The organism is Curtobacterium sp. MCBD17_030, assembly GCF_003224255.1.
Lineage (GTDB): Bacteria > Actinomycetota > Actinomycetes > Actinomycetales > Microbacteriaceae > Curtobacterium.
Genome location: NZ_QKLI01000006.1, coordinates 188,406 through 213,289, shown reverse-complemented (window position 1 = coordinate 213,289; position 24,884 = coordinate 188,406). Strand labels below are relative to the sequence as shown.

The 24,884-nt window shown below is 68.2% G+C and carries 34 protein-coding genes; 32 read left to right on the top strand and 2 right to left on the bottom strand.

Features of this window, described 5'->3' with window-relative positions; genetic code table 11:
- Positions 1-184 precede the first annotated feature (184 nt).
- From DEI89_RS08380 to DEI89_RS08340, 9 genes are all read left to right on the top strand, one after another.
- Positions 185-787 (top strand): hypothetical protein, encoded by a 603-nt coding sequence (locus DEI89_RS08380; protein ID WP_146236717.1) that lies wholly within the window; start codon positions 185-187, stop codon positions 785-787.
- A gap of 42 nt (positions 788-829) precedes the next feature.
- A complete protein-coding gene (locus DEI89_RS08375) occupies positions 830-1,285 on the top strand; it encodes a DUF6121 family protein (protein WP_110903578.1) in 456 nt (151 codons plus the stop codon).
- A gap of 75 nt (positions 1,286-1,360) precedes the next feature.
- Entirely contained in the window at positions 1,361-2,509 is a 1,149-nt protein-coding gene (locus tag DEI89_RS08370) for a hypothetical protein (RefSeq protein ID WP_110903577.1), read from the top strand.
- Positions 2,510-2,759: 250 nt separating this feature from the next.
- On the top strand, positions 2,760-3,128 hold the full coding sequence (gene rpsL, locus DEI89_RS08365; RefSeq protein ID WP_058728453.1) for a 30S ribosomal protein S12: 369 nt from the start codon (positions 2,760-2,762) through the stop codon (positions 3,126-3,128).
- 5 nt (positions 3,129-3,133) lie between these two features.
- Positions 3,134-3,604 (top strand): 30S ribosomal protein S7, encoded by a 471-nt coding sequence (gene rpsG / locus DEI89_RS08360; protein WP_110903576.1) that lies wholly within the window; start codon positions 3,134-3,136, stop codon positions 3,602-3,604.
- 87 nt (positions 3,605-3,691) lie between these two features.
- The gene (gene fusA, locus DEI89_RS08355; protein WP_110903575.1) at positions 3,692-5,806 is read left to right on the top strand and encodes an elongation factor G; all 2,115 of its coding nucleotides are present in this window, start codon (positions 3,692-3,694) and stop codon (positions 5,804-5,806) included.
- A gap of 148 nt (positions 5,807-5,954) precedes the next feature.
- Entirely contained in the window at positions 5,955-7,142 is a 1,188-nt protein-coding gene (tuf, locus tag DEI89_RS08350; protein ID WP_110903574.1) for an elongation factor Tu, read from the top strand.
- A gap of 138 nt (positions 7,143-7,280) precedes the next feature.
- Entirely contained in the window at positions 7,281-8,258 is a 978-nt protein-coding gene (locus DEI89_RS08345; protein ID WP_110903573.1) for a DNA topoisomerase IB, read from the top strand.
- 98 nt (positions 8,259-8,356) lie between these two features.
- Positions 8,357-9,154, top strand: a complete 798-nt coding sequence (locus DEI89_RS08340) for a DarT ssDNA thymidine ADP-ribosyltransferase family protein (protein WP_110903572.1) — start codon at positions 8,357-8,359, stop codon at positions 9,152-9,154.
- Between the two features lie 62 nt (positions 9,155-9,216).
- Here DEI89_RS08340 and DEI89_RS08335 read toward each other — a convergent pair whose 3' ends face one another.
- The gene (locus tag DEI89_RS08335; protein ID WP_110903571.1) at positions 9,217-10,014 is read right to left on the bottom strand and encodes a TrmH family RNA methyltransferase; all 798 of its coding nucleotides are present in this window, start codon (positions 10,012-10,014) and stop codon (positions 9,217-9,219) included.
- 501 nt (positions 10,015-10,515) lie between these two features.
- Here DEI89_RS08335 and rpsJ point away from each other — a divergent pair.
- From rpsJ to map, 23 genes are all read left to right on the top strand, one after another.
- Positions 10,516-10,824, top strand: a complete 309-nt coding sequence (gene rpsJ, locus DEI89_RS08330) for a 30S ribosomal protein S10 (protein WP_110824248.1) — start codon at positions 10,516-10,518, stop codon at positions 10,822-10,824.
- Positions 10,825-10,838: 14 nt separating this feature from the next.
- A complete protein-coding gene (rplC, locus tag DEI89_RS08325; RefSeq protein ID WP_110903570.1) occupies positions 10,839-11,492 on the top strand; it encodes a 50S ribosomal protein L3 in 654 nt (217 codons plus the stop codon).
- 2 nt (positions 11,493-11,494) lie between these two features.
- Entirely contained in the window at positions 11,495-12,154 is a 660-nt protein-coding gene (rplD, locus tag DEI89_RS08320) for a 50S ribosomal protein L4 (protein WP_110903569.1), read from the top strand.
- Positions 12,151-12,450 (top strand): 50S ribosomal protein L23, encoded by a 300-nt coding sequence (gene rplW / locus DEI89_RS08315; RefSeq protein WP_110824245.1) that lies wholly within the window; start codon positions 12,151-12,153, stop codon positions 12,448-12,450. Before rplD ends, rplW begins: the two co-directional genes overlap by 4 nt.
- An 18-nt stretch (positions 12,451-12,468) precedes the next feature.
- On the top strand, positions 12,469-13,308 hold the full coding sequence (gene rplB, locus DEI89_RS08310; protein WP_110903568.1) for a 50S ribosomal protein L2: 840 nt from the start codon (positions 12,469-12,471) through the stop codon (positions 13,306-13,308).
- An 11-nt stretch (positions 13,309-13,319) separates the two neighbouring features.
- A complete protein-coding gene (rpsS, locus tag DEI89_RS08305; RefSeq protein ID WP_017885529.1) occupies positions 13,320-13,601 on the top strand; it encodes a 30S ribosomal protein S19 in 282 nt (93 codons plus the stop codon).
- Positions 13,602-13,626: 25 nt separating this feature from the next.
- A complete protein-coding gene (gene rplV, locus DEI89_RS08300; protein WP_110903567.1) occupies positions 13,627-14,019 on the top strand; it encodes a 50S ribosomal protein L22 in 393 nt (130 codons plus the stop codon).
- Entirely contained in the window at positions 14,019-14,831 is an 813-nt protein-coding gene (gene rpsC, locus DEI89_RS08295; protein ID WP_110903566.1) for a 30S ribosomal protein S3, read from the top strand. The genes rplV and rpsC overlap by 1 nt, the downstream gene beginning before the upstream one ends.
- A gap of 2 nt (positions 14,832-14,833) precedes the next feature.
- Positions 14,834-15,253 (top strand): 50S ribosomal protein L16, encoded by a 420-nt coding sequence (rplP, locus tag DEI89_RS08290; protein WP_110903565.1) that lies wholly within the window; start codon positions 14,834-14,836, stop codon positions 15,251-15,253.
- Positions 15,253-15,573, top strand: coding sequence for a 50S ribosomal protein L29 (gene rpmC, locus DEI89_RS08285; protein ID WP_110903564.1), 321 nt, complete (start codon positions 15,253-15,255; stop codon positions 15,571-15,573). Before rplP ends, rpmC begins: the two co-directional genes overlap by 1 nt.
- Positions 15,573-15,857 carry a 30S ribosomal protein S17 gene (rpsQ, locus tag DEI89_RS08280; RefSeq protein WP_110903563.1) on the top strand — a complete coding sequence of 95 codons (285 nt, stop codon included), beginning with the start codon at positions 15,573-15,575 and terminating at the stop codon, positions 15,855-15,857. The genes rpmC and rpsQ overlap by 1 nt, the downstream gene beginning before the upstream one ends.
- A 31-nt stretch (positions 15,858-15,888) precedes the next feature.
- A complete protein-coding gene (rplN, locus tag DEI89_RS08275) occupies positions 15,889-16,257 on the top strand; it encodes a 50S ribosomal protein L14 (protein WP_110903562.1) in 369 nt (122 codons plus the stop codon).
- Positions 16,258-16,260: 3 nt separating this feature from the next.
- Positions 16,261-16,614 (top strand): 50S ribosomal protein L24, encoded by a 354-nt coding sequence (rplX, locus tag DEI89_RS08270; RefSeq protein ID WP_110903561.1) that lies wholly within the window; start codon positions 16,261-16,263, stop codon positions 16,612-16,614.
- Positions 16,614-17,204: a 50S ribosomal protein L5 gene (gene rplE / locus DEI89_RS08265; protein ID WP_110903560.1), complete on the top strand. Its 591-nt coding sequence runs from the start codon at positions 16,614-16,616 to the stop codon at positions 17,202-17,204. The genes rplX and rplE overlap by 1 nt, the downstream gene beginning before the upstream one ends.
- A gap of 158 nt (positions 17,205-17,362) precedes the next feature.
- Entirely contained in the window at positions 17,363-17,761 is a 399-nt protein-coding gene (rpsH, locus tag DEI89_RS08260) for a 30S ribosomal protein S8 (protein ID WP_110903559.1), read from the top strand.
- Positions 17,762-17,767: 6 nt separating this feature from the next.
- Positions 17,768-18,304, top strand: coding sequence for a 50S ribosomal protein L6 (gene rplF, locus DEI89_RS08255; RefSeq protein WP_110903558.1), 537 nt, complete (start codon positions 17,768-17,770; stop codon positions 18,302-18,304).
- 2 nt (positions 18,305-18,306) lie between these two features.
- Complete coding sequence (gene rplR / locus DEI89_RS08250; protein WP_110824233.1) at positions 18,307-18,684, top strand: 50S ribosomal protein L18; 378 nt, start codon at positions 18,307-18,309, stop codon at positions 18,682-18,684.
- Entirely contained in the window at positions 18,681-19,553 is an 873-nt protein-coding gene (gene rpsE / locus DEI89_RS08245) for a 30S ribosomal protein S5 (protein WP_110903557.1), read from the top strand. The genes rplR and rpsE overlap by 4 nt, the downstream gene beginning before the upstream one ends.
- The gene (gene rpmD, locus DEI89_RS08240) at positions 19,553-19,738 is read left to right on the top strand and encodes a 50S ribosomal protein L30 (RefSeq protein WP_022906355.1); all 186 of its coding nucleotides are present in this window, start codon (positions 19,553-19,555) and stop codon (positions 19,736-19,738) included. The genes rpsE and rpmD overlap by 1 nt, the downstream gene beginning before the upstream one ends.
- Positions 19,735-20,199, top strand: coding sequence for a 50S ribosomal protein L15 (rplO, locus tag DEI89_RS08235; protein WP_110903556.1), 465 nt, complete (start codon positions 19,735-19,737; stop codon positions 20,197-20,199). Before rpmD ends, rplO begins: the two co-directional genes overlap by 4 nt.
- Before the next feature lie 177 nt (positions 20,200-20,376).
- The gene (gene secY / locus DEI89_RS08230; RefSeq protein ID WP_110824231.1) at positions 20,377-21,699 is read left to right on the top strand and encodes a preprotein translocase subunit SecY; all 1,323 of its coding nucleotides are present in this window, start codon (positions 20,377-20,379) and stop codon (positions 21,697-21,699) included.
- Entirely contained in the window at positions 21,696-22,286 is a 591-nt protein-coding gene (locus DEI89_RS08225) for an adenylate kinase (protein WP_110903555.1), read from the top strand. Before secY ends, DEI89_RS08225 begins: the two co-directional genes overlap by 4 nt.
- A gap of 59 nt (positions 22,287-22,345) precedes the next feature.
- A complete protein-coding gene (map, locus tag DEI89_RS08220) occupies positions 22,346-23,125 on the top strand; it encodes a type I methionyl aminopeptidase (protein WP_375537770.1) in 780 nt (259 codons plus the stop codon).
- A gap of 195 nt (positions 23,126-23,320) precedes the next feature.
- Here the strand turns inward: map and DEI89_RS08215 are convergent, their stop codons facing one another.
- Positions 23,321-24,595, bottom strand: a complete 1,275-nt coding sequence (locus DEI89_RS08215; RefSeq protein ID WP_110903553.1) for an LCP family protein — start codon at positions 24,593-24,595, stop codon at positions 23,321-23,323.
- Positions 24,596-24,884 lie beyond the last annotated feature (289 nt).

Genomic DNA, 24,884 nt, shown 5'->3' with positions numbered 1-24,884 from the left:
AGATGTGTATAAGAGACAGCTCCCACTTCCGCCGCGCCGCCGGCTCCCCTTACGATGCTGCTCGGGCCCGCGCTCGCGGCTGCCCATCTCCCTCTCGGACGCCCCTCGAAACGGGCGCTCCTCGTCGTGCCCGGAGTCGCGCGTGTTCGTCGGTGTCATCGAGTTCCTCGGATGGTTCGGAGCAGTGACCGTTCTTGCCGGTTACCTGCTCTTCTCGCTCGGCAAGATCCCGAACGGCCCGGTGTACCAGCTGTTCAACCTGGTCGGAGGAGTCTCCGTGGCGGTCAACGTCGCCGCGCACCACGCCGTGCCGTCGACCATCGTCAACGGCATCTGGGCGGTCGTCGCGGCCGTCGTCCTGGTCCGGATGGGTCTGCGCCGAGCCCGCCGCCGCGTGACCGGATCGTCTGAGAATCGTCGCCCCGACCTCCACGCCGAACTGCCGACGACCACCGCGGTCCTCCCCGTCATCGGTCCCGCGCTCCGCGACCACGACGACGACGTGACGTCCGTCGACGACGCGGCCCCGAGCCTCCCGGCCGTGGCCGTGCCCGTGCCCGGAACGGGAACCGGCACCGGTACCGATGCCCCCACCCCGATGACGGAGTCCGTCCCCGTCATCACCGCGACGATCGCCCTCGCCCTCGTCCGAGCCGCGACCCAGCAGCACACGGCCCAGCAGCACACGGGCCCGCAGCACACGACCCAGCAGCACCGGACGCGGCACGACACGACCCCGCGGCCCGCCGGCCACGCCCCCGAGCCGGAACGCGCCGACGCCCCGTAGCCGCGTCGCTGCCCGTCAGCAGGGGAGGGCTACGATCGGCCCATGTCCCGGTGGTTGGTGGCGACGATGACGTCCGTCCTCTTCATCGCGCTCGTCATCGCGGTGGCGGGCTTCGAAGCCCTGCTCGCCGATGCCGAGGCGATCCGCCAGCCCGACGCGACCCCGTACCTCGGCCCGGCAATGGTCGTCGGTGCCGCACTCGTCGTGTTCCTCTCGACCGCGATGGGCGCCCGGGAGGGCAACCCCGGCGTCACCGGTCTGGTCGCCGCCGCGACCACCTACCTCGTCATGCTCGGGGTCGGTGCGGTGGGCTACTCCCTGGTCCGGTCCGACGTCGCCGAGCTCCTGGTGTTCCCCGCGGGCTACGCCCTCAGTCCCTTCGTGGTGGGTGCGGTCGTCGTCGCCCTCCTGACCGTCGTCGGCGGCATCTCCGCGGTGCGCTGGCAGGCGAGTCATCCACAGGGGTCACAGCGGCCGCCGGTCCGTCCACAGGACTGACGGGAGGCGCGGCCCACCCCCGCCCCGGCCGGTACGATTCCGGGGAAGCGCTGACCGATGCACCATGGGGGACCGATGACCGACCGAGCTGACCGCACGCCGGGCTGGGAGTCGGTGCCGGACGACGAGTCGTTGCACGGCGACCGTGTGCTGCCGCCCGCCATGACCCTCACCCAGTCGTCGCCGACCTCGAGCGGCGGACGTCGACCGATGCGCCGTGGCGTTGTCGTCGGGATCGTGGCCGGTGTCGCAGCAGTGGTCCTGCTCGTCGTCGCCGGGGGCATCGGGTGGTCGGTCGGATCGGACAGCCACTCGGCCGAGCGGCCCGTGGAGTCCTTCCTGGACGACGTCGAGCACGGCCACCTCGCCGACGCCCTCCGGACCGCCGGCATCGACCGCGGCCGCGACGACGTGCTCCTCACGGACGCGGCCTACGCGCGTGCCGGGGACAAGATCACGGCGCACCGGATCACCTCCGTCCAGCAGGGGTCGGACCGGGCGACCGTCCAGGCCGTGCTGACCCAGGCGGGCCGGATCGTCCCGGCGACGTTCGAACTCGAGCGGTCGGGCACCGACTGGGGTGTCTTCCCCGTCTGGTCGCTGCGGGCGCCGGCGCTGGGGTCGGTGCAGGTCGTCGTGCAGGGGCCGCCACGCAGCACCGTGCACGTCGCGGGCGTCGACGTCCGGACCGACGCTTCCGGTGCTGCTGACCTCCGCGCGTTCCCGGGCTCGTACGGGGTGCACCTCGACGGGGGCAAGTGGTTCACGGCGACGGACTCGACCGCGGCGGTCCCGGGCTTCGGCGCTGCCGGCACCCCGGTCGTGGTGGCGACGACCCTGACCGACGCGGGGGCACAGGCGGCGTCGACCGCCGTGGACGCGTGGGTGGACGCCTGTGTTGCCTCGACCTCCGCAGCTCCCGACGGCTGCAGCTTCTACGCCTACGGCGAGGACCCGGCGAACACCTACTCCGACCAGGAATGGACGCTCGATGCGCGGCCGTCGGTCGCCGTCGGGGGTTGGGCGTCGAAGGGATGGGCGGTCGAGACCCGTTCGGCGGGATCGGCGACGTTCCGGGCGCAGTTCACCGGTCCGGCCGGCCGGGGCACCGCCACCGCCGGGCCGATCACGGTGAACGCCTCGGGGTGGATCACCGCGTTCAGCGACGACGGAGCGACCTTCGTGTCGGCCGTCGGCAACGGCCAGTCCGACTCCGGGTCCTGACGTCGACGACCCCGGTCACGCCCACAGCGGACGCGCCGGTGTCCGACCTATCACGGATTGACCTCGTCTGTCGCGACGGCTAGGCTCTTCCGGGTGTGCGCCTTCGGGCGCGCCCAGATCTTGCAGGCCTCTGGCCTCCCGATCACTCCATCCCCCATCTCCCTCCGCCGTCAGGCGTTGGTCCGCGTGGGATGAGGAAGCCGACGGACCGCGTCGGCCAGAGAGCACGAGCGAAGAACCAGGAGAACAGTTGCCTACCATCCAGCAGCTCGTTCGCAAGGGTCGTACGCCCAAGGTCGTCAAGACCAAGGCGCCGGCACTGAAGGCGAACCCCCAGCAGCGTGGCGTGTGCACCCGCGTCTACACCACCACCCCGAAGAAGCCGAACTCCGCCCTGCGCAAGGTCGCTCGTGTGAAGCTCTCGAACGGCACCGAGGTCACGGCCTACATCCCCGGTGAGGGCCACAACCTCCAGGAGCACTCGATGGTGCTCGTCCGCGGCGGTCGTGTGAAGGACCTCCCGGGTGTGCGTTACAAGATCATCCGCGGTGCCCTGGACACCCAGGCCGTCAAGAACCGTAAGCAGGCTCGTAGCCGCTACGGTGCGAAGAAGGGTTGAGTTAGATGCCTCGTAAGGGTCCCGCCCCGAAGCGCCCCGTCGTCGCCGATCCGGTCTACGGCGCCCCCGTCGTCAGCCAGCTCGTCAACAAGATCCTCCTCGACGGCAAGAAGGGCCTCGCCGAGCGCATCGTCTACGACGCGCTCGAAGGGGTCTCCTCCAAGAACGGCCAGGACGCCGTCGTCACGCTCAAGAAGGCGCTCGACAACGTCCGACCGACCCTCGAGGTCCGCAGCCGCCGCGTCGGTGGCTCGACCTACCAGGTCCCGGTCGAGGTCAAGCCGCACCGCGCGAACACCCTCGCGCTCCGCTGGCTGACCTCGTACGCCAAGGGCCGTCGCGAGAAGACGATGACCGAGCGTCTCATGAACGAGATCCTCGACGCGTCGAACGGTCTCGGTGCCGCGGTCAAGCGCCGTGAGGACACCCACAAGATGGCCGAGTCGAACAAGGCCTTCGCGCACTACCGCTGGTAGTCATCCGGCACCGCCCGGGTGCCTCGGCCAAGAGCCGCGGCACCCGGACGGCCGCCACCCTCTCCTACAACTCTCCCGGAGGAACCTGTGGCACAGGACGTGCTCACCGACCTGAACAAGGTCCGCAACATCGGCATCATGGCGCACATCGATGCCGGCAAGACCACGACGACCGAGCGCATCCTGTTCTACACGGGCATCACGCACAAGATCGGTGAGGTCCACGACGGCGCTGCCACGATGGACTGGATGGCGCAGGAGCAGGAACGCGGCATCACGATCACGTCGGCCGCGACGACCTGCTTCTGGGACAACAACCAGATCAACATCATCGACACCCCGGGTCACGTGGACTTCACGGTCGAGGTGGAGCGTTCGCTCCGCGTCCTCGACGGCGCGGTCGCCGTCTTCGACGGCAAGGAGGGCGTCGAGCCCCAGTCCGAGACCGTGTGGCGTCAGGCGGACAAGTACAACGTCCCGCGCATCTGCTTCGTCAACAAGATGGACAAGCTCGGCGCTGACTTCTACTTCACCGTCGACACGATCATCAACCGCCTCGGTGCGGAGCCGCTCGTGCTCCAGCTCCCGATCGGTGCCGAGAACGACTTCACCGGCGTCATCGACCTCATCGAGATGCACGCCAAGGTGTGGCCGGGTGATGCCAAGGGTGACGTCACCATGGGCGCCCAGTACGAGGTCCAGGAGATCCCCGCGGACCTCCAGGAGCGTGCCGAGGAGTACCGCGCCAAGCTCGTCGAGCGTGTCGCGGAGACCGACGATGCACTGCTCGAGAAGTACTTCGGTGGCGAAGAGCTGACCAAGGCCGAGATCAAGGCTGCGATCCGCAAGCTGACGATCAACTCCGAGGTGTACCCGATCCTCTGCGGCTCGGCGTTCAAGAACCGCGGTGTGCAGCCGATGCTCGACGCGGTCATCGACTACCTCCCCTCGCCCCTCGACGTGCCGCCGATGATCGGCCACGACGTCAAGGACGAAGAGGTCGAGATCATCCGCAAGCCGGAGTCCTCCGAGCCCTTCTCGGCGCTCGCGTTCAAGGTCGCGGTGCACCCGTTCTTCGGTCGCCTCACCTACGTCCGCGTGTACTCCGGTCACATCGACTCCGGTGCCCAGGTCATCAACTCGACCAAGGGCAAGAAGGAGCGCATCGGCAAGATCTTCCAGATGCACTCCAACAAGGAGAACCCGGTCGACTCGGTCACCGCCGGTCACATCTACGCGGTCATCGGCCTCAAGGACACCACCACGGGTGACACCCTGTGCGACCCGTCCAACCAGGTCGTCCTCGAGTCGATGACGTTCCCGGAGCCGGTCATCGAGGTCGCGATCGAGCCGAACACGAAGGCCGACCAGGAGAAGCTCTCCGTCGCCATCCAGAAGCTCGCTGAAGAAGACCCGACGTTCCGCGTCGAGCAGAACGCCGAGACCGGTCAGACGACGATCAAGGGCATGGGCGAGCTCCACCTCGACATCCTCGTCGACCGCATGAAGCGTGAGTTCAAGGTCGAGGCGAACGTCGGCAAGCCGCAGGTGGCCTACCGCGAGACCCTGACCAAGGTCGTCGAGCGCTACGACTACACCCACAAGAAGCAGACCGGTGGTTCCGGTCAGTTCGCGAAGGTGCAGATCGCGCTCGAGCCGATGCCCGTCACCGCTGAGAAGGTGTACGAGTTCGTGAACGGCGTGACCGGTGGTCGCGTCCCGCGTGAGTACATCCCCTCGGTCGACGCGGGCATCCAGGACGCGATGCAGGTCGGCGTCCTCGCCGGCTTCCCGACCGTCGGTGTCAAGGCGACCCTCAAGGACGGCGCGGCGCACGACGTCGACTCGTCCGAGATGGCGTTCAAGATCGCCGGCTCGATCGCGTACAAGGAAGCGGCCCGCAAGGCCGGTCCCGTGCTGCTCGAGCCGATCATGGCCGTCGAGGTCCGTACGCCCGAGGAGTACATGGGCGACGTCATCGGCGACCTGAACTCGCGTCGTGGCCAGATCTCCGAGATGACGGATGCGTCCGGCGTCAAGGTGGTCCGTGCGAGCGTCCCGCTGTCCGAGATGTTCGGCTACGTGGGCGACCTGCGCTCCAAGACCTCTGGTCGTGCTGTCTTCTCCATGGTGTTCGAGACCTACAACGAGGTCCCGCGCAACGTGGCGGACGAGATCATCCAGAAGAGCACCGGGGCCTGACGCTCCCGCGTCATCCCCAGGCGAGGGTGCCCGGCGACGGGCCCCTCGCCACCAAGTAAAGTAGAGACACACACACCGCGCGCCAACAGCGCAGGACCGACCAGGTCCTGCTGGGGGCGACGCATCCGAGTCCTGAGGAGGACCCACAGTGGCCAAGGCCAAGTTCGAGCGGACCAAGCCGCACGTCAACATCGGAACCATCGGTCACGTCGACCACGGCAAGACCACGCTCACGGCGGCGATCACCAAGGTTCTGCACGACCAGTACCCGGACCTCAACGAGGCCCGCGACTTCGCGCAGATCGACAACGCTCCCGAAGAGCGCCAGCGCGGCATCACGATCAACATCTCGCACGTCGAGTACCAGACGGAGAAGCGCCACTACGCGCACGTCGACGCTCCTGGTCACGCTGACTACGTGAAGAACATGATCACCGGTGCGGCCCAGATGGACGGCGCGATCCTCGTGGTCGCCGCCACCGACGGCCCGATGCCCCAGACGCGTGAGCACGTGCTGCTCGCCCGCCAGGTCGGCGTCCCGTACATCGTCGTCGCGCTGAACAAGGCCGACATGGTGGACGACGAGGAGATCCTCGAGCTCGTCGAGCTCGAGGTGCGCGAGCTCCTCGGCTCGCAGGAGTTCGACGAGGACGCCCCCGTCGTGCAGGTCTCGGCGCTCAAGGCGCTCGAGGGCGACGAGAAGTGGGTCAAGTCCGTCCAGGACCTGATGGCCGCCGTCGACGAGAACGTCCCGGACCCGGTGCGCGCCACCGACCAGCCGTTCCTCATGCCGATCGAGGACGTCTTCACGATCACCGGTCGTGGCACCGTCGTCACCGGTCGCGTCGAGCGTGGCGAGCTGGACATCAACTCCGAGGTCGAGATCGTCGGCATCAAGGCGACCCAGAAGACCACGGTCACGGGCATCGAGATGTTCCGCAAGCTGCTGGACAAGGCAGTCGCCGGTGACAACACCGGTCTGCTCATCCGTGGCCTCAAGCGCGAGGACGTCGAGCGCGGCCAGGTCGTCGTGAAGCCGGGTTCGGTCACGCCGCACACCGAGTTCACCGCGAACGCGTACATCCTGAACAAGGAAGAGGGCGGTCGTCACAACCCGTTCTACGCGAACTACCGTCCGCAGTTCTACTTCCGCACCACGGACGTCACCGGCGTCATCACGCTGCCCGAGGGCACCGAGATGGTCATGCCCGGTGACACCGTCGCCATGACGGTCGAGCTGATCCAGCCGATCGCCATGGAAGAGGGCCTCCGCTTCGCCATCCGTGAGGGTGGTCGTACGGTCGGCGCCGGCACGGTCGAGAAGATCATCAAGTAACTCCGGTCACTTGCGTCAGCGGGGTCGGACCTTCGGGTCCGGCCCCGCTTTCCGTTCGGCCCGGCCGTCCGGGCCAGCACGCGCACCGGGGTACGTTCCTGCTCAGTCGGGCAGCCCCCATGGTGTTGCATCAGGAACGTGACACGTCTGCGCCGTTCCTCGACCAAGGGTCGGGGCTACCACCGCGTTCGGAGCGGCAAGGGCTTCTCGTACAAGGACCCGCACGGTACGACCGTGACCGATCCGGAGGTCCGCCAGCGTCTCGAGGACCTCGTCATCCCGCCGGCGTGGGACGACGTGTGGATCTCGCCGTACGAGAACGGGCACATCCTGGCGACCGGCGTCGACGGCGCCGGACGACGGCAGTACATGTACCACCCGTCCTGGCGCGATCGCATGGACAAGATCAAGTACGACCGTGCGCTCGCCCTGGCTGAGTCCCTGCCAGCCGCGCGACGGATGGTGACACAGGACCTGCGCCGTCCGGAGCCGGACCGACGCCGTGCGCTGGCCGCGGCGTTCCGGATGCTCGACCAGGGTTCCCTGCGCGTCGGGTCCGAGCGGTACGCCACCGAGCACGGCAGCCACGGCCTGTCGACGCTCCTCTGCACGCACGCCCACATCTCGGGCGATGACATCGAGCTCGAGTTCCCCGGCAAGAGCCACCAGGCGTGGTCGTCGACGATCCACGACGCGGACCTGGCGCGCGTGCTCGTCGGCATGAAGCGTCGCGGTCCGAACGCCCGCCTGCTCTCGTTCCGAGAGCGCCGCGGTGACGACTGGGAGCCGGTGACCGCTGAGGACATCAACGCCTACGTCAAGGAGCGTGCGGGGGAGGACTTCACCGCGAAGGACTTCCGGACGCTGCACGGGACGGTCGCGGCCGCCGTCGACCTGGCCCAGACCGGCGTACTGTCGAGTCAGGCGAAGCGGAAGAAGGCCGTCTCGCACGCCGTCAAGGCCGCGAGCGATGTCCTGGGCAACACACCGACCGTCGCGAGACAGAGTTACATCGACCCCAGGCTGCTCGACGCGTACGAGCACGGCGAGACGATCGACCCCCAACGTCTGCACGCGGCCGAGTCCGAGGTCCGGGCGCTGCTCTACCGACAATGACGTGGTGGAGTGGTGAACGGTCGCAGGCAGTGCCGTGATGACGTAGCGTTGGTGGTCGTGCCCGCCCACCCCACGAGGCACGGAAGGACCCATCAGTCGTGACCGACGAGTGCATCCACGGTTTCCCCATCGAACTCTGCGACATCTGCTCCCCACGGCAGCGTGATCCGGAGGACATCATCAAGACCCCGACGCCGCGTCGGACCCGCGTGACCACGTCACTGCGGTCGACCCCGTCGACGCCGGGCGGCAAGGTCCCCGAGCAGGTGCTGCCGGCGACCCGGGATTTCGGTGCGCTCCGCGCGCACCACGTCACCCACATCGACAACCTGGCGGGCATCGTGGCGGACGGCGCGATCCTCGCGTCGGACCAGGCCACGCCGGCCGTGGACGTCAGCTCCGCCGCCACCCGGGAGGCCCGTGGTGCGGCCACCGCCCCAGACGGTTCGAGCGTGGCCGGCCACGTCCCGTTCACCCTCTCGCCCGACGCCCGCCGGTGGGACGAGCTGCGCTCCGGAGCCGAGGAGGACCGCTGGTCCGACGCCGCCCGGCGCACCCGCGCGACCGAGTTCGTCGTCCTCGTGGTCCCGACGACCGCCTTCGGTGCGTCCGTGATCCTGGCCGACACCGACGCCGACGACCCGGACGTGCGCTTCGCCGTCGGGCCGGATGCAGCGACCAACCTGCTCCGCCGCACCGACATCACCGACCCGTCGATGCACGGCGTGGAGCTGCTCGCCGGCCCACAGGTGCCGATGTCCTCGGTCGCCCTGGTGGGGGTGCCGAACGACAAGGTCCGTCAGCAGGTGAAGGCCGTCTTCGCCGAACACGGTGGGCCCGCTCCGCGTGTGGCCGTCTTCCCGCCGTGGTTCGTCCCGCCGCTGCCCGAGGACTGATCCCCGGATGCACAGAACGCCCCGGACCGCACGTGCGGGCCGGGGCGTCGTGGTGTCCGGGGTCAGGCGCTGCGTCGGCTGCGGGCGTAGAGGACGATGCCGGCGACCACGGACACGTTGAGCGACTCGACGCGGCTGTCGATCGGCACCGAGACCGTGTCCGCCGCGAGGGCCTGCAGCACGTCCGAAGCGCCGGTCTTCTCGGCACCGAGCAGCAGGGCCACGTCACCCTCGAGCTCGCCGAGCGACTCGGGCGAGAGCGAGCCGTCCATGTCCACGTCGACGACCCGCAGGCCGGACTCGGCGAGCCAGCGGGCGACCCGCTCCCGTGACTCCAGCAGCACCGGGACCGAGAACACGTGACCGCGGCTCGCGCGGACGACCCGGCGGTCGGCGATGGTCGGCAGGTCGCTGTCGACGAGGACGACCCCGCGTGCGCCGAGGCCGACGGCGGTCCGGACGATGGCGCCGATGTTGCCGACGATCTTCACCCCGTCGAGGACCAGCACATCGCCGGTGCCCTCTGCCAGCGCCGAGAAACGGGCCGGTGCGGGGATGTTCGCGACGCCGAAGACCTTCGGGCGCTTCTCGCTGCGGAACACCTTGGTGAGCACGGCCGGCTCGACGAGCCGGACCGGCACCCGGAGCTCGGCGCAGAGAGCCGCGAGGTCGTCGGGGAACTCCCGCGTGGACTCGCCGTAGACCTCGATGAACCGGACTCCCGCGCGGAGGGCCTGCACGAGCGGCTCCTGGTCCTCGATGATCGCGGTCCGGACGGCCCCGCGGGCGGGCTTGGCGAGGTCGCTGAGCCGCTGGACGGCGGGGTCGGAAGGATCGGCGAGCACATCGAGATCGGGCATGCGCGAAGGCTAGCAGCGGCGTTCCGAGGGCCCGACGGGGGCCGACCTGGCAGGCGCGGGCAGTGCCTCCAGTCCGGACTTCGGACCGGCAGTGGGAGCCCGGCCGGGAGGCTCGTCACGCGCTCCGCAACACGCCGTCGAGATCGCGACACGCCCGGGTTGCACGGAGGCATGGCCTATGCGAGACTTATCCGGTTCCGAAATTCCGCGGGCGTTCGCGCCCGTGGGGTCACTGCTCTGGCAGTGCACAACCCCCCTGTTCAGCAGGGCTGGGTTGGGCCGCAGGCAGCAGAACACGCTCGACATCCGCCAGCACCACGGTGTGCGGGTGACGACATGCCCACGCGTGTGCCCCGGGTACTCGCGCGGTTGACAGGAGAACAGCGGTCATCCCTGCGGATGGAGCCGGTGGTTCACGTAAACAGCCGGGCACGCGACAGCGGAGCCCCGGCGGCGTCAGGCGGCCTGAGGGTGCGCGGCGCAGAGAGGACAGGAAAACACATGGCGGGACAGAAGATCCGCATCCGGCTCAAGTCGTACGACCACGAGGTCATCGACACGTCGGCCCGGAAGATCGTCGACACGGTGACCCGTGCCGGTGCGACCGTGGTCGGCCCGGTGCCGCTCCCCACCGAGAAGAACGTGATCCCCGTGATCCGTTCCCCTCACAAGTACAAGGACTCGCGCGAGCACTTCGAGAAGCGCACGCACAAGCGGGTCATCGACATCGTCGACCCGACGCCGAAGGCCGTCGACTCGCTCATGCGTCTCGACCTCCCGGCCGACGTCAACATCGAGATCAAGCTGTAAGGGGGCTGGAACTCATGGCGAACTCAACCAAGACCGTCAAGGGCCTCCTCGGCAAGAAGCTCGGGATGACCCAGGTGTGGGACGAGAACAACAAGTTCATCCCCGTCACCGTGATCGAGGTCGGCCCGAACGTGGTCACCCAGATCCGCAACATCGAGCGCGACGGCTACGAGGCGATCCAGATCGCCGCGGGCCAGATCGACCCCCGCAAGGTGAACAAGCCGGCCGCTGGCCACTTCGAGGCCGCCGGTGTCACGCCGCGACGCACCCTCACCGAGATCCGCACGAACGACTCCGCGGAGTACTCGCTCGGTCAGGAGCTGACCGTCGACACGTTCGAGGCCGGCCAGAAGGTCGACGTCGTCGGCACCAGCAAGGGCAAGGGCTTCGCCGGTGTCATGAAGCGTCACAACTTCGCCGGTGTCTCCGCCTCGCACGGTTCGCACCGCAACCACCGCAAGCCCGGTTCCATCGGCGCCTCCTCGACCCCGTCGCGTGTCTTCAAGGGCATGCGCATGGCCGGTCGTATGGGTGGCGACCGCGTGACCGTCCTCAACCTCACGGTCCACGCCGTCGACGCCGAGAAGGGTCTGCTGCTCGTCAAGGGCGCCGTCCCCGGTGCTCGTGGCCGTTCCGTCTTCGTCCGCACCGCCGTGAAGGGTAAGTGATCATGGCCACCACGACCGCAACCACGATCGACGTCCTCGACGCCTCGGGCGTGAAGTCCGGCTCCGTCGAGCTCCCCGCAGCGATCTTCGACGTCGAGACCAACGTCCCGCTCATCCACCAGGTCGTCACCGCGCAGCTCGCCGCCGCGCGTCAGGGCACCCACAAGACCAAGAACCGTGGCGAAGTCCGCGGTGCCGGTCGCAAGCCGTTCAAGCAGAAGGGCACCGGCCGCGCCCGTCAGGGTTCGGTCCGCGCCCCGGAGCACACCGGTGGTGGCGTCGTCCACGGACCGACCCCGCGTGACTACTCGCAGCGCACCCCGAAGAAGATGATCGCCGCAGCTCTGCTCGGCTCGCTCTCGGACCGTGCCCGCGGTGGCCGCATCTCCGCTGTGGAGGGCTTCGTCGAGGCAGAACTGCCGTCGACCAAGACCGCCCGCACGCTGCTCGAGAAGGTCGCACCCGTCAAGCACGTGCTCATCGTGCTCGAGTCGGGCGACGAGCTGACGCTCAAGAGCGTCCGCAACCTGCCGAACGTCCACGCGCTCTCGTACGGCCAGCTGAACGCCTACGACGTCCTCCGTGCGGACGCCGTCGTCTTCAGCAAGAGCGCCCTCGACGCCTTCATCGCGTCGAAGACCGCGAAGGAGATCACCGCATGAGCGGCTTCAACAAGGACCCGCGCGACATCATCATCTCGCCGGTCGTGTCGGAGAAGAGCTACGGCCTCATCGACCAGGGCAAGTACACGTTCCTCGTGGACCCCCGTGCGAACAAGACCGAGATCAAGCTCGCGATCGAGAAGATCTTCGACGTCAAGGTCGCCGGCATCAACACGCTGAACCGTCCGGGCAAGACCCGCCGGACCAAGTTCGGGATCGGCAAGCGCAAGGACACCAAGCGCGCCATCGTGACGCTCAAGTCCGGTTCGATCGACATCTTCACGGCTGTCGGCTGAGGACCAGAGGGATAAATCATGGCTATTCGTAACTACAAGCCCACGACCCCCGGTCGTCGCGGCTCCTCGGTCGCCGACTTCGCCGAGATCACCCGTTCCACCCCGGAGAAGTCCCTGCTGCGCCCGCTGCCGAAGACCGGTGGCCGGAACAGCTCGGGTCGCATCACGACGCGTCACATCGGTGGTGGCCACAAGCGCCAGTACCGCGTGATCGACTTCCGTCGTGCCGACAAGGACGGTGTCGACGCGAAGGTCGCACACATCGAGTACGACCCGAACCGCACGGCGCGCATCGCGCTCCTGCACTTCGTGGACGGCACCAAGCGCTACATCATCGCGCCGAACAAGCTCAAGCAGGGCGACGTCGTCGAGACGGGCCCCGGCGCCGACATCAAGCCCGGCAACAACCTGCCGCTGCGCAACATCCCCGTGGGTACGGTCGTGCACGCGATCGAGCTCCGCCCCGGTGGCGGCGCCAAGCTCGCCCGCTCCGCCGGCGCCTCGGTGCGTCTCGTCGCCAAGGACGGCCCCTACGCGCAGCTCCGTCTGCCGTCGGGTGAAGTCCGGAACGTCGACGCCCGCTGCCGCGCCACGATCGGCGAGGTCGGCAACGCCGAACAGTCGAACATCAACTGGGGCAAGGCCGGCCGCATGCGCTGGAAGGGCGTCCGCCCAACGGTGCGTGGTGTCGCGATGAACCCGGTCGACCACCCGCACGGTGGTGGTGAAGGCAAGACCTCCGGTGGCCGTCACCCGGTCAGCCCGTGGGGCCAGTCCGAGGGCCGTACGCGCAAGCCGAACAAGCCGAGCGACAAGCTCATCGTCCGTCGCCGTAACGCCGGCAAGAAGCGCAAGTAGGAGTTCCGAAGATGCCACGCAGTCTGAAGAAGGGCCCCTTCGTCGACGAGCACCTGCTCCGCAAGGTCGTCACGCAGAACGAGGCCAACACCAAGAACGTGATCCGCACGTGGTCGCGACGGTCGATGATCGTCCCGAACATGCTCGGTCACACCATCGCGGTGCACGACGGCCGGAAGCACATCCCGGTGTTCGTCACCGAGTCGATGGTCGGTCACAAGCTCGGCGAGTTCGCGCCGACCCGCACCTTCCGCGGCCACGTGAAGGACGACAAGAAGGGCCGTCGCCGCTAAGGCGGCGACGAAGAGGAGGAACGAAATGGTGGAGTCGATCGCACGCGTGCGACACATCCGCGTCACGCCTCAGAAGGCCCGTCGCGTCATCCAGCTGATCCGCGGCAAGCAGGCCCACGAGGCGCTCGCCATCCTGAAGTTCGCCCCCCAGGGCGCTTCGGAGCCCGTGTACAAGCTGGTCGCCTCGGCGATCGCGAACGCACGGGTCAAGGCGGACTCGACGAACAGCTTCCTCGACGAGCGCGATCTCTACGTGAGCAGCGTCTTCGTCGACGAGGGCACGACCCTGAAGCGGTTCCAGCCGCGCGCCCAGGGCCGCGCCTTCCGCATCAACAAGCGCACCAGCCACATCACGGTCGTCCTCGCGACGCCGGATGAGGCCGAGGCCGCCGCGACGAGCAAGAAGGCGAGCAAGTAATGGGCCAGAAGGTCAACCCGTACGGCTTCCGTCTCGGGATCACGACGGACCACATCTCCCACTGGTTCGCCGACAGCACGAAGAAGGGTCAGCGTTACGCCGACTTCGTGGCCGAGGACGTCAAGATCCGTCAGTTCCTGACGAAGAGCCTCGACCGCGCGGGCGTTGCCCGCATCGAGCTGGAGCGCACCCGTGACCGCGTCCGCGTGGACATCCACACGGCGCGCCCGGGCATCGTCATCGGTCGCCGCGGCGCCGAGGCCGAGCGCATCCGGAGCGAGCTCGAGAAGCTCACCAAGAAGCAGATCCAGCTCAACATCCTCGAGGTCAAGAACCCCGAGACCGAGGCCCAGCTCGTCGCGCAGGGCATCGCCGAGCAGCTCTCCGCTCGTGTCGCGTTCCGTCGCGCCATGCGCAAGGGCCTGCAGGGTGCACAGCGCGCCGGTGCCAAGGGTGTCCGCATCCAGGTGTCGGGCCGCCTCGGCGGCGCCGAGATGTCCCGTTCGGAGTTCTACCGCGAGGGCCGCGTGCCCCTGCACACCCTCCGCGCGAACATCGATTACGGCTTCTACGAGGCCCGGACCACGTTCGGCCGCATCGGCGTGAAGGTCTGGATCTACAAGGGCGACATCACGAACAAGGAGCTCGCTCGCGAGCAGGCGAACCAGCGTTCGTCCCGCCCGGAGCGTCGTGGCGGCGGCAACGACCGTCGTGGCGGCGGCCCCCGTGGCGACCGCAACGACCGCGGTGGCGACCGTCGCGAGCAGCAGGCCCCGCAGGACGCGCCGGCCGGCGCAGGAGTTGAGGCGTAACCATGCTTATCCCCCGTCGAGTCAAGCACCGCAAGCAGCACCACCCGAAGCGTTCGGGTCAGGCGACCGGTGGCACGAAGGTCTCCTTCGGTGAGTACGGAATCCAGGCGCTCACCCCGGCCTACGTGACCAACCGTCAGATCGAGTCCGCTCGTATCGCCATGACGCGTCACATCAAGCGTGGCGGCAAGGTGTGGATCAACATCTACCCGGACCGCCCGCTGACCAAGAAGCCGGCTGAGACCCGAATGGGTTCCGGTAAGGGTTCGCCCGAGTGGTGGGTCGCCAACGTCAAGCCGGGTCGCGTGCTCTTCGAGCTCGCCGGTGTGAGCGACGACGTCGCTCGCGAGGCACTGACCCGTGCAATTCACAAGCTGCCCCTCAAGGCACGCATCATCAAGCGCGAGGAGGGCGACGCATAATGGCGATCGGTTCCAAGGAGCTCCGTCCGACGGAGCTCGACACGTTCGAGAACGAGCGTCTCGCTGACGAGCTGAAGAAGGCCAAGGAGGAGCTGTTCAACCTCCGCTTCCAGTCGGCCACCGGCCAGCTGGAGAGCCACGGCCGTCTCCGTGCCGTCAAGCGCGACATCGCGCGCATCTACACCGTGCTCCGTGAGCGCGAGCTCGGCATCCGTGCCACGCCCGCGCCCGTCGAGACCGCCCCGAAGGCCAAGAAGTCGTCGAAGAAGGCCGAGAAGCCGGCTGAGTCGACCGAGGCCGCGACCGCCGAGGAGAACTGATGGCCACCGAAGAGAAGGACTCCGCCGCCGTCACCCGCGGCTACCGCAAGACCCGTCGTGGCTACGTCACGAGCGACAAGATGGACAAGACGATCGTCGTCGAGGTCGAGGACCGCGTGAAGCACCCCCTCTACGGCAAGGTCATCCGTCGCACGTCGAAGGTCAAGGCCCACGACGAGCAGGGTTCCGCCGGCATCGGCGACCTGGTCGTCATCAGCGAGACCCGTCCCCTCAGCGCCACGAAGCGCTGGCGCCTGGTCGAGATCCTCGAGAAGGCCAAGTAGGCCTCGGCCCGCTTCGGAATAGGAGACAGCAGTGATTCAGCAGGAATCCCGCCTGAAGGTGGCTGACAACACGGGCGCCAAGGAGATCCTCACCATCCGTGTTCTCGGCGGCTCGGGTCGTCGCTACGCCGGCCTCGGTGACGTCATCGTCGCCACGGTGAAGGACGCCATCCCCGGCGGCAACGTGAAGAAGGGTGACGTCGTCAAGGCGGTCATCGTTCGCACCAAGAAGGAGACCCGTCGTGCCGACGGCTCCTACATCAAGTTCGATGAGAACGCGGCAGTGATCCTCAAGGCTGACGGCGACCCGCGCGGTACGCGCATCTTCGGGCCGATCGGTCGCGAGCTCCGTGACAAGAAGTTCATGAAGATCATCTCGCTCGCGCCGGAGGTGCTGTAAGCCATGGCGAACATCAAGAAGGGTGACCTGGTCCAGGTCATCACCGGTGCCACGCAGGAGCGTGGCGGCGACCGCGGCAAGCAGGGCAAGGTCATCGAGGTCCGCGGCGACCGTCTGGTCGTCGAGGGCATCAACTTCGTGACCAAGCACGTCCGCGTCGGTCAGACCCAGCGCGGTTCGAAGACCGGTGGCATCGAGCAGCACGAAGCTCCGATCCACGTGTCCAACGTCGCGATCGTCGACCCGACGACCAAGAAGCCGACCCGCGTCGGTTTCCGCAACGAAGAGGTGGAGAAGGACGGCGTCACCAAGACCGTCCGCGTCCGCTACGCCAAGAAGTCTGGTGAGAAGCTCTGATGACTGACACGACTGCCGCGACGACTGAGAAAGTTCAGCCGCGCCTCAAGCAGAAGTACCGCGACGAGATCAAGGCGGCGCTGACCGAGCAGTTCGGTTACGCGAACGTCAACCAGGTCCCCGGCCTGGTCAAGGTCGTTGTCAACACCGGTGTCGGTGAGGCCGCGCGCGACTCGAAGATCATCGAGGGTGCCATCAAGGACCTCACGGCGATCACCGGTCAGAAGCCGCAGGTCACGCTGGCCCGCAAGTCGATCGCGCAGTTCAAGCTGCGCGAGGGCCAGGCCATCGGCGCACACGTCACCCTCCGCGGTGACCGTGCGTGGGAGTTCCTGGACCGCCTGCTGTCGCTGGCGCTCCCGCGCATCCGCGACTTCCGTGGCCTGAGCGACCGCCAGTTCGACGGCAACGGCAACTACACCTTCGGTCTCTCGGAGCAGAGCGTGTTCCACGAGATCGACCAGGACCGCATCGACCGCGTGCGTGGCTTCGACATCACCGTCGTGACCACCGCGAAGACGGACGACGAAGGCCGCGCGCTGCTCCGCCAGCTCGGCTTCCCGTTCCGTTCGGGTGAGCAGACGGTCTAAGCTACTCCGGGCGGTGCGGGCCGGAGGAGTTGATCTCCTCCGGCCCGCACGCACGAAGTCACACCGATCCCGGGGAACCGCCCTGGGATCACATCGATCGTCGAGGTCGGCACTCGTGGAACGGGTGATCGAAACCGGACGAAGAACGGATACGCATCATGACGATGACCGATCCGGTCGCAGACATGCTGACCAGATTGCGGAACGCGAACTCGGCGCACCACGACGCCGTCTCGCTTCCGAGCTCCAAGCTCAAGCAGACCATCGCTGACATCCTCAAGCGCGAGGGTTACATCAGCGAGTGGAAGGTCGAGGACGCCCGTGTCGGGCAGACCCTGACCATCGAACTCAAGTACGGCCCCGATCGCGAGCGCTCGATCGCCGGCATCAAGCGCGTCTCGAAGCCGGGCCTCCGTGTCTACGCGAAGTCGACCGAGCTGCCCCGTGTCCTCGGTGGCCTCGGCGTGGCGATCCTGTCGACCTCCTCGGGGCTCCTGACCGACCGCGAAGCCGAGCAGAAGGGCGTGGGTGGGGAAGTCCTCGCCTACGTTTGGTGATCGATCATGTCTCGTATCGGACGTCTCCCCATCGACATCCCGGCCGGAGCGACCGTCTCGGTCGACGGCCAGAACGTCGCCGTCAAGGGCCCGAAGGGCGAGCTCACGCTCGTCATCGCTGAGCCCATCCAGGCCACTGTCGAGGACAACCAGGTCCTCGTCAGCCGTCCGGACGACGAGCGTTCCTCCCGCGCGCTGCACGGCCTGACCCGGTCGCTCATCGCGAACCAGATCATCGGCGTGACCCAGGGCTACTCCAAGGGCCTCGAGGTCGTCGGTACCGGTTACCGCGTGGCCGCCAAGGGCAGCGACCTCGAGTTCGCGCTCGGGTACTCCCACCCGATCACGGTCAACCCGCCGGCAGGCATCAGCTTCGCCGTCGAGGGCAACAACCGGGTCACCGTGAACGGCATCGACAAGCAGCTCGTCGGTGAGGTCGCGGCCAACATCCGCAAGCTGCGCAAGCCCGAGCCCTACAAGGGCAAGGGTGTCCGCTACGCCGGCGAGATCGTGCGCCGCAAGGCCGGAAAGTCAGGTAAGTGATCATGGCCATCGGAACTCGTACTCGAGGCAAGAGCAAGGCGGCAGCCAAGGCCCGCCGCCACAACCGTCTCCGGAAGAAGATCACCGGGACCGAGACCCGTCCCCGCCTCGCCGTCACCCGTTCGTCACGTCACGTGTTCGTCCAGGTCATCGACGACGCGAAGGGTCACACCCTCGCCAGCGCATCGACGATGGAGGCCGACCTCCGCTCGTTCGACGGCGACAAGACCGCCAAGGCCCGTCGTGTCGGCGAGCTCGTCGCCGAGCGCGCGAAGTCGGCTGGCGTCGAGGCCGTGGTCTTCGACCGCGGTGGTAGCAAGTACGCCGGTCGCGTCGCCGCGATCGCCGACGGTGCCCGTGAAGGAGGGCTGAACCTGTGAGCGACATCGCGAACACCAACGACGACGCCGAGGTCAAGGCCGAGGCCACGACCGACGCCGAGGTCGACACGACCGCTGCGGCGCCGACCGAGGCGGACACCGCCACGGAGAGCACCGACGCTGCCGAGACGACCGACGCAGACGCCAAGGCCCCCGCGGTCAAGGAGCCCGAGGTCCCCGTCGTCGAGCGTCCCGTCGAGACCGCGGCGGGTTCGGCTTCGAACAACCGCGACTCCGTCGACAACCGTGGTCGCCGTGGTGGCGGCAGCGGTGGCGGCCGTGACCGCCAGCAGGGTGGCCGTGGCGGCGACCGCAACGGGCGGGGTGGCGACAGCCAGTTCCTCGAGCGCGTCGTCACCATCAACCGCGTCTCCAAGGTCGTCAAGGGTGGTCGTCGCTTCAGCTTCACCGCGCTCGTCGTCGTCGGTGACGGCAACGGTCTGGTCGGCGTCGGCTACGGCAAGGCCCGCGAGGTCCCGACCGCCATCTCGAAGGGCGTCGAAGAGGCCAAGAAGAACTTCTTCCGCGTCCCCCGCGTCGGCAACACGATCCCGCACCCGGTGCAGGGTGAAGCCGCTGCTGGCGTCGTCCTCCTGCGTCCGGCCGCTGCCGGTACCGGTGTCATCGCCGGTGGTCCGGTCCGCGCCGTGCTCGAGTGCGCCGGCATCCACGACGTCCTGAGCAAGTCGCTCGGCTCGTCGAACACCATCAACATCGTGCACGCCACGGTCGAGGCCCTCAAGCAGCTCGAGGAGCCCCGCGCCGTCGCAGCACGTCGTGGCCTCCCCGTCGACCACGTCGTGCCGGCTCGCCTGCTGCACGCCGAGGCAGCCGCGCGTGCCGCCGCGAACGAGAAGGCAGGTGCCTGATGGCCATGCTGAAGATCACGCAGACGAAGTCCGTCATCAGCGAGAAGCAGTACCAGCGCGACACGCTCCGCAGCCTGGGTCTCAAGCGCATCGGCCGTACGGTCCTGCGTGAGGACAACGCCCAGAACCGCGGGTACGTCGCCACGGTGGCGCACCTCGTGAAGGTCGAGGAGGTCGACGCATGAGCGACGAGAAGAACGAGCGCGTCCAGATCCTGAAGGTGCACCACCTTCGTCCGGCCGCTGGCTCGAAGAAGGACCGCACCCGTGTGGGTCGCGGTGAGGGCTCGAAGGGCAAGACCGCCGGCCGTGGTACCAAGGGTCAGAAGGCCCGTTACCAGGTCAAGGTCGGCTTCGAGGGTGGGCAGATGCCGCTGCACATGCGCACCCCGAAGCTCCGCGGGTTCAAGAACCCGTTCCGCGTCGAGTACCAGCCCGTGAACCTGGACAAGATCGCGGAGCTCTACCCGAACGGTGGCGACGTCACCGTCGCGGACCTGGTCGCCAAGGGCGCCGTCCGCAAGAACGAGAAGGTCAAGGTTCTCGGTCAGGGTGACATCAGCGTGAAGCTCACGGTCACGGTCGACAAGGTCTCGGCATCCGCCGAGGAGAAGATCGTGGCGGCGGGCGGCACCGTCACCAAGTAGTCCCCGTCGGCGGCCCGCGCATTGCGCGCGGGCCGCCGTTACGGTTTCCTTGATGGCAGGCCCGGCAAGACTGCGTCGTTCGACGTGCGTCAACGGGCCACGGGGTCGGCGCTTCCGGCCACGGGCACCTCGCCCGGCTCGACCGGCTCGACCGGTCACAGAAGTTCGGAGTAACTCGTGTTCAGAGCGGTCGCGCGCATCATGCGCACCCCAGATCTTCGCAAGAAGATCGGCTTCACCCTGGCGATCATCGCGCTGTTCCGCCTGGGCTCGTACATCCCCGCACCGTTCGTCGACTACGCCAGCGTCCAGGCCTGCCTGGCGTCCGCGTCGTCCTCCGGCGGCCTCTACGACCTGATCAACCTGTTCTCCGGCGGCGCGCTCCTGAAGCTGTCGGTGTTCGCGCTCGGGATCATGCCGTACATCACGTCGTCGATCATCGTGCAGCTCCTGCGCGTGGTCATCCCGCACTTCGACTCCCTCTACAAGGAGGGCCAGTCGGGTCAGGCCAAGCTGACGCAGTACACGCGCTACCTCACCATCGCGCTGGGCGTGCTGCAGTCCACCACCCTGATCACCGTCGCCCGCTCGGGCGCGCTGTTCGGCACGAGCGCCTCGGCGTCCTGCACGTCGATCATCTCGAACGACAGCTGGTACGCGATCCTGCTCATGGTCATCACCCTGACCGCCGGTACCGGCCTCATCATGTGGATGGGTGAGCTCGTCACCGAGCGCGGCATCGGCAACGGCATGTCGCTGCTCATCTTCACCTCGATCGCCGCGCAGTTCCCGTCGGCCCTGTGGGCGATCGAGCAGTCGCAGTCCTTCGAGCTGTTCCTCTTCGTGATCCTGGTCGGACTGGTGATCATGATGGCCGTCGTGTTCGTCGAGCAGTCGCAACGACGGATCCCGGTGCAGTACGCCAAGCGCATGGTCGGGCGGCGTACGTACGGCGGCAACAACACGTACATCCCGATCAAGGTGAACATGGCCGGCGTCGTGCCCGTCATCTTCGCGTCGTCGCTTCTCTACCTGCCGGCCTTGATCGCGCAGTTCAACCAGCCCTCGGACGGCTCCGCGCCGGCCCCGTGGGTGACCTGGATCCAGAGCAACCTGACCTCGGGTGACAACTGGTTCTACATGGTCCTGTACTTCCTGCTCATCGTCGGCTTCACGTACTTCTACGTCGCGATCACCTTCAACCCCGAAGAGGTCGCCGACAACATGAAGAAGTACGGCGGGTTCATCCCGGGCATCCGTGCCGGACGTCCGACGGCCGAGTACCTCGACTACGTCCTGACCCGGGTGACGTTGCCCGGTGCGCTCTACCTCGGTCTCATCGCGCTCATCCCGCTCGCAGCACTGGCGCTGTTCGGGGCGAACCAGAACTTCCCGTTCGGCGGTGCCAGCATCCTGATCATCGTGGGTGTCGGCCTCGAGACGGTGAAGCAGATCGACTCGCAGCTGCAGCAACGTCACTACGAAGGGCTTCTCCGTTGAGCGCACGTCTCGTCATCGTCGGACCTCCCGGAGCCGGGAAGGGCACGCAGGCCGGTCGGATCGCGTCGTCCTTCGGGATCCCCGCGATCTCGACCGGGGACATCTTCCGGAAGAACGTCTCCGAGGGCACGCCCCTCGGTCAGCGTGCGAAGGCGATCATGGACGCGGGCGACTACGTCCCGGACGACCTGACGAACGAGCTGGTCCGCGACCGCCTCGCCGAGTCGGATGCCGCTGACGGGTTCCTCCTCGACGGTTACCCGCGGACGCCGGCCCAGGTCGAGTACCTGGACGGGTTGCTCGCTGAGCAGGGCACCGGGATCGACGCCGTCGTGCAGCTGGTCGCGGACCAGGACGCGCTGGTCGGGCGACTGCTCAACCGTGCGGCCGACCAGGGCCGCGCCGACGACAACGAGCAGACCATCCGCCGCCGTCAGCAGGTGTACCAGGAGCAGACCGCTCCGCTCGTGGCGGTCTACCAGGAGCGTGGGCTGGTCGTGGACGTTGACGGCCTCGGCGCGGTCGACGAGGTCGGCGACCGGATCGCTGCGGCGCTCTCTGCCCGCGGCCTCGCAGCCTCGGTCTGAGTTCCGTGTCGCGTCTCCGGAAGCCATCGATCTACAAGACGCCCGAGGAGCTCCGCGCCATGGTGCGCCCCGGGCTGCTCACGGCGCAGGCGCTCGACGCCGTCCGCGCCGCTGTCCGGCCGGGCGTCACCACGGGTGAGCTCGACGCGATCGCGGAGCGCACCATCCGCGACGGCGGCGGTGTGCCGAACTTCCAGCTGGTCCCCGGCTACCGACACACGCTGTGCGTCTCGGTGAACGACGAAATCGTGCACGGCATCCCGAGGGACCGCACCCTCGAGCCAGGTGACATCGTCTCGGTCGATGCCGGCGCCGAGGTCGACGGGTGGAACGGCGACAGCGCCTTCACCGTCGTCGTGCCCGGTGGTGACGCCACCACGGCCACGGCGCGTCAGAAGCTCTGCGACACCACCGAACGCGCGCTCTGGCACGGGGTCGCCGCCCTCGCGCACGCGAAGCACCTGCACGAGGTCGGCGCGGCGGTCGAGGACGCCATCGACGAGACCGGTGACTGGGGCATCGTCGAGGACTACACGGGGCACGGCATCGGGCGTTCGATGCACGAGGAACCACCGGTGTTCAACCACCGGGTCCGTGGCGCCGGGCCTGCCGTCAAGCCGGGCTTGGCCGTCGCCATCGAACCGATGGTCACCGCGGGCACGATCGACAGCTCGACCGACGCCGACGAGTGGACCGTGCGGACGCTCGACGGTTCCGACGCCGCCCACTGGGAGCACAGCGTCGCGGTCCATCCCGGTGGGATCTGGGTCCTCACGGCGGCCGACGGTGGTGCCGCTGGCCTCGAGCCGCTCGGCGTGACGCCGGTCCCGGTCCCCTAGCGGACTGCGCCAGGGAGCCGGACGGCCACACGGTCCACGGGGCTGCGGAACGGTTCCCCGACTCCGCCCGCGTCGGGGTCGTGCTCCGAGGCGTGCCGACGCACCGGCCCACATGACGGGAGGCCCGTCGCCTGCTGGCGACGGGCCTCCCGTCATGTCGTGGTCGCGCCGCGTCGTGACCGTGGGCCGTCGGGGTCAGTTCCCCACCGAGCAGGTCTGCTCGGCGGCGCTCTGGCCGGTGATGGACGAGGGGAGCGGCGTCGAGGACGGGCTGCTGGTCGTCGTGGTCTCCGGAGCGGGTGTCTCCGGAGCCGTCGTCGCAGCACCGGGCGTCGTCGCGGGGGCCGACGGTGACGCGGAGGCCGACGGGCTCGCGGTGTCGGGCGACTCCCGCGAGGCTCGACCCGTGGAGGAGTCGTTGAGCGTCGTCCGCTCGTCCGTCTGCAGGGCGACGTTGAGGGTGTGGGCGTTCGCCTCGTCGACGATCACGCGGGCAGAGTCCGCCGGGTCGTCGACGACGGGGTACTGGACGAACAACATGCTCGACGTGCTCATCCCCCGGAGTGCGGAGGCGAGCCCGACCAGGGTGCGGGTCTGGGCGAGGCCGTCCGAGAGCGTCATGTTCGACAGCGCCGCACCGGCGAGCTTGTAGAGCGTGATCGGGTTCGAGAGCGTGCCGTTCGACGTCACCTGGCGGAGCAGCGCCGACAGGAACACCTGCTGCGAGCTGATCCGCGCCAGGTCGCTGCCGTCACCGACGCCGTGCCGGGACCGCAGGAAGGCGAGGGCGTCCGAGCCCTGCAGCGAGTGGGCGCCGGCGCTGAGGTGCAGCCCCGTGTACGTGTCGTCGATCGGGGAGGCCACGCAGACGTCGACCCCGCCGAGGGCGTTCGACATCTCGATCACGCCGTCGAAGGTGATGAGTCCGGCGTACGGGACCGTCAGACCGGTGAGGTTCTCGACCGTGTCGACGACGCAGGAGACACCACCGTTCCCGAGCGCCGTGTTGAACTGCGCGGACGACGCCGCCGGGTAGGTGGTGCCGGTCTCCGGGTTGGTGCAGGCCGGGATCGGGACCATGAGGTCCCGGGGGAAGCTGACGGCGGTGAGCTGCTGATGGTCCTCGGACACGTGGATGAGCATCGTGACGTCGTTCCGGGCGCCCTCGACGTCCTCGTCGGAGTCGAACTGTCCGATGCGGGTGTCGCTGCCGATGAGCAGGATGTTCGCACCGCCCTTGATCGCGGTGACGTCGGCGGTCTTCGCGGTGCTCTGGTCGTCGGTGCTCAGCTGCACGGTCCGCGGTGCGGCGGCGAGCTGCGCTGCGGCGATGGTGGCGACGCTGGTGCCGCTGACCAGCACCACCGCGGCGGCGGCGGCGACGACGGTGAGCAGGGTCGTCCACCCGCGTCGGCGGGGGAGGCGACCGTGTCGCGCGGCAGGGCGCGTGCGGCCGGGGGCGTCGGGCACGGGGTTCTCCTTCGGTCACTGCTCCCGTCACCGTACGGCTCCGGGCTCGGTGGCGACGACGGTGTGGCCAGGAGATCCCTGTGGAACAGCGCATCCGCGGACCCGGACGGACGATCCACCCCCTGCACTGGGGTGCTCGGCCCCTGCCGCACGGGGTGCTCGCCGCGCGCCGGACCGGGGCCCGACGCGCGCAGCACGGAACCCGCACTTGGCAATCCGCCGACTACCACATAAGATCGATCTTTGGTGTGCCATGCCTTCTGGCGTGGCGCCCGAACCCGCAGACCGG